The organism is Azospirillum oryzae, from assembly GCF_008364795.1.
GTDB classification, from domain to species: Bacteria; Pseudomonadota; Alphaproteobacteria; order Azospirillales; family Azospirillaceae; genus Azospirillum; species Azospirillum oryzae.
The window spans coordinates 742060-753637 of record NZ_VTTM01000002.1 but is presented as its reverse complement, the minus strand read 5'-3'; the positions used below and the strand labels follow the sequence as shown (position 1 = coordinate 753637).

General features: G+C 68.2%; 9 protein-coding genes. 1 reads left to right on the top strand and 8 read right to left on the bottom strand.

Translation table 11 applies throughout. The features are described 5' to 3' along the window. Positions 1-13: 13 nt before the first annotated feature. The 8 genes from FZ938_RS09625 to FZ938_RS09590 form a co-directional block, all read right to left on the bottom strand. Positions 14-739 (bottom strand): protein phosphatase CheZ, encoded by a 726-nt coding sequence (locus FZ938_RS09625; RefSeq protein ID WP_246457797.1) that lies wholly within the window; start codon positions 737-739, stop codon positions 14-16. Between the two features lie 196 nt (positions 740-935). Beyond that, complete coding sequence (locus tag FZ938_RS09620; RefSeq protein ID WP_149198291.1) at positions 936-2051, bottom strand: protein phosphatase CheZ; 1116 nt, start codon at positions 2049-2051, stop codon at positions 936-938. Between the two features lie 114 nt (positions 2052-2165). Then, entirely contained in the window at positions 2166-2531 is a 366-nt protein-coding gene (locus FZ938_RS09615) for a chemotaxis response regulator CheY (RefSeq protein WP_012974572.1), read from the bottom strand. A gap of 245 nt (positions 2532-2776) precedes the next feature. Continuing rightward, entirely contained in the window at positions 2777-4828 is a 2052-nt protein-coding gene (locus FZ938_RS09610; RefSeq protein ID WP_149198290.1) for an aminopeptidase P family protein, read from the bottom strand. A gap of 158 nt (positions 4829-4986) precedes the next feature. After that, positions 4987-5457, bottom strand: a complete 471-nt coding sequence (locus FZ938_RS09605) for a tellurite resistance TerB family protein (RefSeq protein WP_149198289.1) — start codon at positions 5455-5457, stop codon at positions 4987-4989. A 65-nt stretch (positions 5458-5522) separates the two neighbouring features. Beyond that, positions 5523-6413 (bottom strand): 50S ribosomal protein L11 methyltransferase, encoded by an 891-nt coding sequence (locus FZ938_RS09600; protein ID WP_149198288.1) that lies wholly within the window; start codon positions 6411-6413, stop codon positions 5523-5525. 123 nt (positions 6414-6536) lie between these two features. After that, on the bottom strand, positions 6537-7733 hold the full coding sequence (locus FZ938_RS09595) for a hypothetical protein (protein ID WP_149198287.1): 1197 nt from the start codon (positions 7731-7733) through the stop codon (positions 6537-6539). Between the two features lie 153 nt (positions 7734-7886). Beyond that, positions 7887-10220, bottom strand: coding sequence for an ATP-dependent helicase (locus FZ938_RS09590; RefSeq protein WP_149198286.1), 2334 nt, complete (start codon positions 10218-10220; stop codon positions 7887-7889). A 580-nt stretch (positions 10221-10800) separates the two neighbouring features. On the opposite strand from FZ938_RS09590, the gene FZ938_RS09585 reads away from it, so the two are divergent. Then, a complete protein-coding gene (locus FZ938_RS09585; RefSeq protein ID WP_149198285.1) occupies positions 10801-11481 on the top strand; it encodes a LuxR C-terminal-related transcriptional regulator in 681 nt (226 codons plus the stop codon). Positions 11482-11578 lie beyond the last annotated feature (97 nt).

Here is an 11578-nt window from a genome sequence, read left to right as displayed (position 1 = left end):
GGGCGGAGGCGTTTTACCCGAACAGCGCGTCGATGTCGGCCTGGCTGATGTTGCCGCTGTCGGGTGTGGCTTCGGCCGGGCCGTGCAAATCCAGGTTCTCGTCCTTCTTGGTGACGGACGGCGGCAGCGGCATTGCCTCGAACTCGCGCTTGTTCCACAGGCCCATCATCGCGTCGACGCGCTCTTCGATGAAGGACATGGCGCGGACGACCTTGGTGATGCGCTGGCCGGTCAGGTCCTGGAAGTTGCAGGCCTCGTAGATGCGGACGATGACGTCGACCATGTCGTTGACGCGGTCGTTGTGATAGCCCTCCGGCAGGGACGACTTCAGTTCCGACACCACCTCTTCCAGCTCTTCGGCGCAGGCCATGATGGTGTTGGTCGCGGCCTCCGTCGCGGCGACGACGGCGCTCAGTTCCTGGCTGGCCTGCTGGAACTTGTCGTCGCCGGCCAGCGGGTGGCGGATGGCCGCCATTTCCACCTTGGTCGCCTTGATCTTGCCGGAGATGTCGGCGATCTCGACCTGGATCTGGTCGATCTGCGCCGCGTCCATGGTCAGGAAGCGGTCCAGCTTGGCGCCCAGATCGCCGATGGCGCGCAGCACCTCGGTATTGTCGGCCTGGACGACCTGGGCCGGGACCGGAAGGGACGGGGCCGCCGCGCCGTCCTCGATCAGGGACTGGAAGGGATGCCCGGATTTGCGGGCTTTCTGAAGCTCGGCCATGAAGGGCTTGGTCATCTGCTTCATCCTCGGTCCCGCCTCTCGGAAACGGCCGCCAGTGGCCTGTGTGTGGTGGATGTCGGGTCGCGTGCGTCGGTTCTGCGGTTGGATCGGCTGACCGCACGCCATCCGGCCATCGGCGGGCAGAGGCGGTCAATCGGGAGAGAGCCTGAATACCCGGGACGGAATGTCCGTGCTGGAGTCCGACCGCCCCCTATCCGAACAGGGCGTCGATGGCCGCCTGATCCAGCGGCGCCGGCGGCTCCGCCGCAGCGGGCGGCGGAGGCGGGGCGGCGGGCTTGGGAGCGGCTTTGGCCTTCGGTGCGGCACCCGGCGGCTTCGGCACCGGCTTCTTCGCCGGAGCGGGTGCGGGCGTGTCGAACATGCTGTCGATGTCCGACTGGCTCGCCACCGCCGGCGCAGCGGCGGGAGCGGGCGAATCGAACATGCTGTCGATATCCGCCTGACTCGACTGGACCGGAGCCGCAGCGGGCGCAGTTGCGGGTGCCGGGCTGTCGAACATGCTGTCGATGTCGGCCTGGCTCGACTGGACCGGAGCGGGCGGCGGAGGCGGTGGGGCCCCAACCGGCGTCGGTGCCGGTGCCGGCGCCGGTGCCGGGCTGTCGAACATGCTGTCCACGTCGGCCTGGCTGACGCCATGGCCGTCCAGCTGTGGACCGTTCAGCAGATGGGCGTCGGGACGGCTGTCCGTCTGCTCTTCCTTGACGATGATGCCGGCCAGCCCATCCTCGCCCCAGATGCTGATCATGGCCATGACGCGCTGCTCGATGTAGCGGAGCGCGTTGACGACCTTGCTGGTGCGCTGGCCGGTCAGATCCTGGAAGGAGCAGGCGGTGAAGATGTCGTTCACCTGGGTGTCGATCTCGCCGCACATCGCGGGATCGGCACCGCTGGCCCGCAGCTTGCCCGACAGATCCATCAGCCGTTCCGCGGCGTTCAGGATCTCGAAGGACGCACGCTCGGTCGAGATGACGATGGCGTCCAGTTCGTTGGTGGCGGACAGGATCTTGTCGCCCGACCCGTCGGGGGGCCGCAGCGCCGCCACTTCCCGCCTCGCCTGCTCGATCGAGGCGGCCATTTCCATCAGTTCGCGGCGCAGGACGCCGACATGCTTGCCGGCCTCCACCGCTTCGTTCTGGCGATTCCAGGAGTCGCGGAACTCCTGGAGCATGGCGCGCACTTCCTCCGTCGCGGCCCCGAGGGACCGCCGGTGGAGCCGCCGCAGGAACGCCCTGCCCTTCGCCGATCGGGCGATGGCGTCCTCGATCTGCTCGAACTCCTCATCGGACAGCTGCGGAAGCTGCTCCAAACCGGTCCACTCCCCAAACTGGATTCGCCAGCCGCCCTATGGACCGGGCACCGAACGGCAGGTGCCGCCGTCCGCCCGGACCGAACAGTCAGTCGCGATCACGAAAACCGAGGATCAGCCGCCGATGACGGCCTGGATCTTCTGCTTCAGCGTGTCGGCGTTGAAGGGCTTGACGATGTAGTTGTTCACGCCGGCCTGCTTGGCGGCGATCACGTTCTCGGTCTTGCTCTCGGCGGTGACCATGATGAAGGGCGTCGCCGCCAGCTTCGCGTCCGCGCGGATTTCCTTCAGCAGCTGCAGACCGGTCATCGGCTCCATGTTCCAGTCGGAGATGATGAGGCCGAACTTGCTCTCGCGCAGCTTCGCCAGCGCCGACACGCCGTCGCCGGCCTCGTCGATGTCGGTGTAGCCGATCTGGGTCAACAGGTTCCGCACGATGCGCCGCATGGTGGCGTAATCATCGACGACGAGGATCTTCATCTAGACGTCTCCGCAATAATCCGTTGCCGGTATCTGACCGGCCGTTACGCCCACCCGGCGCGGGGGCTGCGCCGTAATCCGGGAAGTGATGCCGACTGTAGTGCCCTAACTGCCGCCAAAAGTCATCCCCTTGGGTCACACTGCAGCAGGCTGGTAAAGAACGTGTTACCACGGACGGCAACATCTTGCGGAATCAGGGGCGCCCCCAGCACCCGGCCATGATTTGATACAGCCGTCCGCCCGCGTCACAGGGGGGCGGTCGCCCCATACAGCCAGCTGCGGGCCGCCTCGTCCAGCAACGGCGACAGCGACTCGCGCACCCGTGCATGATAGGCGTCGACCCAGGCGGCCTCCGCGTCGCTCAGCAGCGACCGCTCGATCGCCGACCGGTCGATCGGCACCAGGGTCAGCGGCTCGAACTCCAACATCGGGCGTTCCGCACCGGCCGGTTCGCCTTCCGGCTCCGCCGGCCGGACGACGATCAGGTTCTCGATGCGGATGCCATAGGCGCCGGTCTTGTAATAGCCGGGCTCGTTGGACAGGATCATGCCCGGCTGCAATGCCACGGTGTTGCCGACCTTCGACACCCGCTGCGGCCCCTCATGCACCGACAGGAAGCTGCCGACGCCGTGGCCGGTGCCATGGTCATAGTCCAGCCCGGCCTGCCACAGCGGCAGACGCGCCAGCACATCCAGCTGCGAGCCCGTCGTGCCCTGCGGGAAGCGGACGGTGGACAGGGCGATGTGCCCCTTCAGCACGCGGGTGAAACGGTCGCGCATCTCCGCCGCCAACGCCGGGTCCAACTCGCCGACCGCGAGTGTGCGGGTCACGTCGGTGGTGCCGTCCAGATATTGCGCGCCGCTGTCCAGCAGGAACAGGCTTCCCGGCTCCAGCCGCCGGTCGGTCTCCGGCGTGACGCGGTAATGGACGATTGCGCCGTTCGGGCCGGCCCCGGCGATGGTGTCGAAGCTGACGCCGCGGAACCGCTCATTCTCCCGGCGGCAGGCCAGAAGCCGCTCCACCACCGCCAGCTCGGTGAGATTGCCCTTCGGCGCCTCTTCGGAGAACCAGTGCAGGAAGCGGACGAGCGCGGCGCCGTCACGGACATGGGCGGCGCGGGTGCCGGCCAGTTCCGCCGCATTCTTGCAGGCCTTGGGCAGGGCGCAGGGATCGCCGTCGCGCTCCACCCTCGCACCGGCCAGATGCAGGCGGTCGACGATCCAGGCCGAGGTGCAGGACGGGTCGGCCAGCACACGGGCGGAGCCGCGGGCGACGGCGTCGAGCGCCGGACCGAATTCCTCCACCGGCCGCACCCGCACCTGATTGCCGAGATGGGCTCGGGTTTGCGGCGCCAGCTTGCGCGGGTCGAGGAACAGTTCTACGGACGCATCGGCGGACAGGATGGCGAAGGACAGCGGCAGCGGCGTGCAGGGCACGTCGGCGCCGCGGATGTTCAGCAACCACGCAATGCTGTCCGGCTGGGTCAGCACGGCGGCGGCGATGCCCTTCTGCCCCAATTCGTCGGCCAGCCGCGCCCGCTTGTCGGCGGAGCTTTCGCCGGCGAAGGCGTCGTCCTGCGGAACCACCGGGGTCAGCGGCGCCGGCGGCTGGCCCTGCCACACCGAATCGAGCGGGTTGTCCTCGCAGGCCACCAGCAGGATGCCGGCGCGTTCCAGCGCGGCGCGGGTCTTTTCCACCCAGCCGATGGTGTGCAGCCAGGGATCGAAGCCGAAGCGTCCGCCGTCCGGCAGCGCGGCGACGATCCAGTCGGTCAGCGGGTCTTCGACCAGATGCTTGTACTCATACAGGTCGGCCGGCACCTCGCTGCGGACCTGGAGGGTGTAGCGGCCATCGACGAAGATCGCCGCGCGGTCGGCGGCGACCACCGCGTTGCCAGCCGATCCGGTGAAGCCGGTCAGCCAGCCCAGCCGCTGCGCGCGCGGCGGCACATATTCGCCTTGATGCTCGTCACCGCGCGGGATGATGAAGCCGTCGAGGTCGCGGCGCTTCAGCGCGGCGCGCAGGTCGGCCAGACGCTGGGCGGGGCCGGGCTGGGCGGTTGGCGCTTCGGCGGCCAGCAGCGCTTTCAACGCCTGGAGCTGTTCGGTCAGGGCCGGCGGGAGATTTTCCCCAACCAGCACCGTCCAGGCGGCGGGCTCCTCCCCCTCCGGTGCCGCCAGCACGCCGGCGAGCAGCGCGCGCACATCGGCGGGAGACCGGCCGGTCCCGGCCTCGATCAACAGGGTCGCAAGGGCGTCGTCGCCACGATAGGCAGCGGTGGGAATCGCGCTGGGCACGGAACCTGTTCCTCGGAAGAGTGAATCCTGTGGCCACAGGCTAGGCACCCCGCAGGCGCCGCGCAAGCGGCGGGGCGGCGGCTATGCCGGTTGGGGTGGGGGATAGAGCCAGGGTGCGAGGTCGGGTGGAGGTCCAACCTCGCAAGCTCCCCGTCCCCTCAGGCCGGCAACCCCGCATCGTCCGGCAACCCCAGCCGCGCCAGAACGCGCTTGCGGGCCTCGCCGCGTTCCACGTCGGAGATGTGCAGCAGCCCACCGATCCGCCGCAGCAGGCTCGATTCGAGGTCGTTCAGCACGCCGTCGGCGTAGGCGACCTCCCACAGCATCTCGATGATCCAGATGCGCTGGCCGGGCGGGCAGCGGTCCATGATGACACTGACGTAGCGATGGTAGGGCGACACGTCCTCGGTGTCGAAGACGGCGGCGGACAGCAGGTCCTGCGCCTCTTCCTCGCTCAGTTTGAAGTGACGGCGGGCGACGGCCATGATGCGGTCGCGCTCCGCCTCGGAGATGGTGTTGTCGGTGCGCGCGGCCTCGACCATCAGGGCGGCGGCGGCGGCCTGCAGGGCGTCCTCGCCCGGCTCGGCGCCGTCGTCGCCTGCGAACAAGGACCGGATGCGGTTCAGCATGGTGGCTCCCCAGAAACGTGTCGGAACATCGTCCCTAGGGGAAGTCGCGTCGCCGCCCTTTGGTTTCAACGCTTCACCACAAGAGTGGTCCATTCCCCGACCGGAATGCGCGCCACCAGCCGCAGGCCCTGGTTCCGGTGGGCCTGGATGACGTGGCGTTCCTGCCGGTTCAGCAGGCCGGCCAGCACGGCATAGCCGCCCTTCTTCAGGTGGCGGCGCAGCTGCGGCGCCATGCGCGACAGCGGGCGGGCCAGGATGTTGGCGGTGATCAGCGTATAGGGCTTGTGCCGCCCGACGATCGGGGTGTGGTATCCGTCGCCGCCCTGGGCCCGGATCATGCGCTTCTGCCCGTTCAGCGCCGCGTTGATGACGGTGACGCGCACCGCCTCCGGGTCGATGTCGACGGCGGTCACCGGCACGCGCCAGCGCTTGGCCACCGCCAGCGCCAGGATGCCGGAGCCGCAGCCCATGTCGAGAGCACCGCGTTTGCCGCCGCGCGGCAGCTTCAGGTGGCGCGACAGCCGGTCGAGCGCCTGGAGGCAGCCGTTGGTCGAGCCATGCTCCCCCGTGCCGAAGGCGGTGGCGGCATCGACCAGCAGCGGGATGCTGCCGGCCGGCACGATGCCCTCATGGTGGGAACCGTGGACGAAGAAGCGCCCGGCGCGAATCGGCGGAAAGCCCTGGTAGCTGTGCGACACCCAGTCGATGGGCGGCAGGTTCTCGATCGCCAGCCGCGGCTCCTCGATGCCCAGGGCCTTGGCCAGCACGGCGACGCGGGACTGTAGCCGCGCCTCGTCCGGGGCGCCGTACAGGGTCGCCTCCACCAGCCAGTTGCCGCCCTCCTCCAGTTCGAAGGTCGACACCGCATCGGCATGGTCCCCCACCGCCTCGGCGAAGGCGGGCGCATGGGCTTCGGGAACGACCAGCGCGATGCGCCAGAGCGGAGTTTGCGACATGACAGGGGCTTTCCGACGACGACGCGAGAACAGAAGCGGCGTTTTTAGCATCAAGCCGGAAAGAGACCAAGGTTTCAGGTTATCGGGAGAATCCTTATTCGCCTGCCCTTATCCCTCCGCCCGCTACCGCCCCGACAGCCTGTCGGCGATGTCGTGCATGCCCTGGGCACGCAGGACCGACTGGCGGTGGCGCAGCAATCGGCGCTCCAGCGCCTTCTCCATCGCCGCCCCGCCGAGCAGCGCGCCGTCCGCCCCCTTCAACCGGGCGGCAAGGTCATGGGCCAGCATCCCGTCCGCCTTGGCGTCGCGACGGTCGAGCGGCTGGTCGCCGGCGATGCTCTGACGCAGGCGCTCCAGCAGGACGGTCCGGCTCTGCGGCGCGCGGCCTTGCAGGGCAAGGCGGCAGACCCGGCGCAACGAGCCGGCCATCGGCGCCAGCGCCGGATCGGGCTCGCGGTCGAACAGCCCGTCGGTCAGCACGCAAAGCCCGGCATGCAGGCTGGGCTGCGCGCCCAGCAGCTCCTTCACCGTGTCGGCGGCCCCCATGATGTCGGCGACCACACCATCCAGCAGGGCGAGATGGCGCGGTTCGGCATCCTCGCCCATCATCGCCAGCAGCAGGTCCAGCTTCCCCGCCAGCGGTCCGCCGGCCTCCAGATGCTGGCACAGCAGGATCAGGAACAACGCGTCATGGCCGGCCGGCCCCACCGCCTCCTCAATACGGTCGCTGGTGCCGGGCAGGTCGGCGGCATCAAAGCGCGGCAGCCGGCGCCGTTCGGCCAGCGCGTCGCGGGCGGCGCCGATGACCGCCTCCACCAGCTGGCGCAGTTCGCGGGCGCGGGCGGCATGGGAAACGCCGTTGGTATCGGCATGATGGCGGGCGACGGCATGGATGGCGGCGCCCAGCAGTGCCCCTTGCTCCTCGAGCCGGCGGAACAGCGGCCAGGAATGCAGCAGTTCGGTCGGGGTGATGCGCTGGGCGTCCAGATAAGGGCGCAACAGCCGGCCGATCACCACCCGGCTCTCGAATCCGCGCAGATCGTCGGGCGTCCGGCAAAGCGGCGCCCCGTCCGCCGTGCCGCCCAGGGTCAGACCCTTGCGCGGGGCCTGCGGGGCGGTCTTGTGCAGGATCACTGTTTCCAGCGACAGGCCGGCGACGGTGCGGAACTTCACCACCTTCGCCTCCTCCACCCCGGAGGCGGCCAGCTGCGAGCGGGCGGCCGACAGCGCCGACTCCTGGTCGGTGTAGGCCCCCTCGATGCGCCAGCGGCCCTCGCGGCGGCTCTGCACCTCGTAACTGACGCTGCCCGTTCCGAACACGGCGGATGGCCTCCGGCTTCTGTTGCACCGCTGCAATCTTGAGCCGCACCGACCGCTGCGGCTGTGACGGCCGTCACAGTGCGGCAACCCGTCCTGTACGGAGCGGACCGCCCGTCGGATCAGCCCGCCTTCTCGGCGGGCACCCCCCTATTTTCAGCCCGCCTTCTCGGCGGGCACGACGAAGCTGTCCATCACCTTCTTGCTGCCGGAATGATCGAAGTCGATCTCCAGCTTGTCCTCCGACACGGCGACGACGGTGCCGTAGCCGAATTTCTGATGGAAGACCCGCGCGCCCTTGGCGAAGGGCGCATCGGGCCGTGCGCGCGGCGCCACCGCGTAGGCGCCCTGATCCAGCGTGATCGTCTTCGGCGCCGGCGCCTGCCGGGTGGAGCCGCGGAACTGGAATCCGCCGGCCCCGCCGCCTCCGCCGTACCCCCCTGCTCCGCCGCCAAAACCGCCGCCGAAACTGCCGCGCCCGCCGCTGCCGGCGAACAGGCCGTTGGCGGCCTCGGCCTCCACATTGTCCTGCGGGATTTCCTCGACGAAGCGGGACGGCACGGCGCTGACCCAGTTGCCGTAGAGCCGGCGGTTGGCGGCATGGCTGACATAGGCGCGGCGACGGGCGCGGGTCAGGCCGACATAGGCCAACCGCCGTTCCTCCTCCAGCCCGGCGATGCCGGTCTCGTCCAGCGCGCGCTGGTTGGGGAACACGCCCTCCTCCCAGCCCGGCAGGAAGACATGGTCGAACTCCAGCCCCTTGGCGCCGTGCAGGGTCATCACCGTGACCTGCTCGATCCCGGCGGCCTCGGCATTCTCCATCACCAGCGCCACATGCTCCAGGAAGCCCGGCAGGTTCTCGAACTCCGCCATGGCGGTGATGAGTTCCTTCAGGTTCTCCAGCCGGCCGGGCGCCTCGGGCGTCTTGTCCTCCTGCCACATGCGGGTGTAGCCGGATTCGTCCAGGATGGTTCGGGCAAGCTCGGTGTGCGGAACCGTGGCCATCAGTGTCCGCCAGCGGAAGAAGTCCTGCAGCAGCCCGCGCAGGGTGGCGCGCAGCTTCGGCTTCAGCTCGTCCGTCTCGGTCAGCGCCCAGCCGGCCTCAGTCAGCGGGATGCCCTGCGCCCGCGCCGCGGTGTAGAGGCACTGCATCGCCGCCGGGCCGACGCCGCGCTTGGGCAGGTTGACGATGCGTTCGAAGGCCAGGTCGTCGTCGCCGGAATTGACCACGCGGAAATAGGCCAGCGCGTCGCGAATTTCCTGCCGCTCGTAGAAGCGCGGGCCGCCCAGCACCTTGTAGGGCATGCCCAGAGTGATGAAGCGTTCTTCGAACTCGCGGGTCTGGAAGCCGGCGCGGACCAGCACGGCGATCTGCGACAGCGGCGTGCCCTTGCGCTGGAGCGTCTCGATCTCCTCGCCGACCCAGCGCGCCTCTTCCTCGCCGTCCCACACCGCCTTGACCTTCACCGGCTCGCCGCCGTCCGCCTCGGTCCACAGCGTCTTGCCCAGCCGCCCCTGGTTGTTGGCGATCAGCCCGCTGGCGGCAGCCAGGATATGGCCGGTGGAGCGGTAGTTCTGCTCCAGCTTGATGATGGTGGCGCCGGGAAAGTCGGTCTCAAAGCGCAGGATGTTGCCGATCTCGGCACCGCGCCAGGCGTAGATCGACTGATCCTCGTCACCGACGCAACAGATGTTCTTGTGCGCCTGGGACAGGATGCGCAGCCACAGATACTGCGCGACGTTGGTGTCCTGATACTCGTCCACCAGAACATATTTGAACTTGCGGTGATATTCCGCCAGCACGTCCGGATTGTTCTGGAAGATCGTGATGTTGTGCAGCAGCAGGTCGCCGAAGTCGCAGGCGTTCAGGGTGCGCAGGCGCTCCTGATAGGCGCGGTAGATCGCCACCACCCGGCCGCCGGCCACCTCGCCGCCGTCGGCGTCGCCGAGCCGGTCGGGGGTCAGGCCGCGGTCCTTCCAGCGTTCGATGGCGCCCAGCACCTGACGGGGAGGCCATTTCTTGGAATCGATGTTCGCGGCTTCCAGCAACTGCTTGATCAGGCGGACCTGATCGTCGGTGTCGAGGATGGTGAAGTTCGACTTCAGCCCGACCAGTTCGGCATGACGGCGAAGAATGCGGGCGGCCAGCGCGTGGAAGGTGCCGAGCCACCAGCCCTCCGGCTCGATCCCCACCAGATGGGCCACACGCTCGCGCATCTCGCGGGCGGCCTTGTTGGTGAAGGTCACCGCCAGGATCTGGAAGGCGGCGGCGCGGCGCGTCATCAGCAGATGGGCCAGCCGGGTGGTCAGCACCCGCGTCTTGCCGGTACCGGCGCCGGCCAGCACCAGGACCGGTCCGTCCAGAGCCTCCACCGCCGCCCGCTGGGTCGGGTTCAGCCCGTCCAGATAGGCGAAGCGCTGCGCGGCAGCGGGAACGGCTGCGGCAGGAGCGGCGTGGCTCAGCGGATCATCATCAAAAGCGTCTGACATGGCGTCCCGGTCCGGGGATGAACGAATTTCCGCTCAAGCATGCGAATGCTGTCTTGCGGTCAGAACGTATACAGCACAGAGCCGGCCCGCACGACCCCCCGTGAGAGGCGTCCCACCCCTTCGGGAACCGCGCGCCTCGGCGCCCACGCTTATGCCGAACGGCAAGCTATCGAGATGTAGGACTCCAACCAACGGGCGATGACATAGTCCTGATCCACCGGTTCTATCGGCCAGGATAGTCCATCGCCGCTGTAGTTCAGTGTCCCGACGAAGTCACAGGCATCAGGTTAACGATTTCCCCTTTTCTGTCACAGACAGTTATTCCACCTGACCAATGCGAGCTGATTTATGTCCGCATCTTGTCTTATGCAGGCTTACGGCATATGCCCATTGCTCGACGCGAAATTTACCTAAGCGAAATTTTGCGCGGCGCAAATCGGGGGTATCTATGGATCACAACGAGGCACCCCCGAACCCTGAGGGGGAGCGGACCGGACGCAGGAGCGGAAGGTCGGGGATGCCTCCGAAGCGCCAATCGGCGCCACATCGATCCGAACGGAACAAAAGGCGGGCTGAGACCATGGATGCCATCAACGTTTTCCTCATCGACGCCAACAAGCTTTTCCGTGAAGGCATGAAGCGCCTGTTCGAAGGCACGCCCTTCAACGTCGTCGGCGAGGCCGGCAGCCTGCGCGAGGGCCTGTCGGCGCTCAACACCGGCACCAATCCGGACCTGATCCTGATCGACCTGCCGAGCGGCGCCGATGAGGAAGTCGATGCGATGCGCACGCTGCGTGAGAATCACCCGTCGATCAGGATCGTCATCCTGACCAACGACCTGGAGACCCGCCGCCTGTCGGCTGCCCTGGGTGCCGGTGCCGGCGGCTATCTGCTGAAGGACATCGCCTGCGAGGCGCTGATGCAGTCGCTGAAGCTGGTGATGATGGGCGAGAAGGTGTTCCCGACCCATCTGGCCGAACTGCTGGTCAACGGCCGCACCGAGGACATGGGCGCCGAGCTGCCGACCCGCCGCAAGGGGCTGTCGCAGCGCGAGGTGCAGATCCTGCGCTGCCTGCTGAACGGCAACAGCAACAAGATGATCGCCAACCACCTGAACATCACGGAAGCCACCGTGAAGGTTCACCTGAAGAGTCTGCTGCGCAAGATCAACGCCTCCAACCGTACCCAGGCCGCCATCTGGGCGCTGAACAACGGCATCGGCGACCAGACTGCCGAGGCCGGCGTCGCCGCCACCGTCTGATCCTTCCGATCCATCCGACCGCTCTGCCAAAAGGTCTCGCCCGCCTTCCGTCCAGGCCGCCCGCCCCATCCATCCGGGGCAGGCGGTCGGCGGAGCG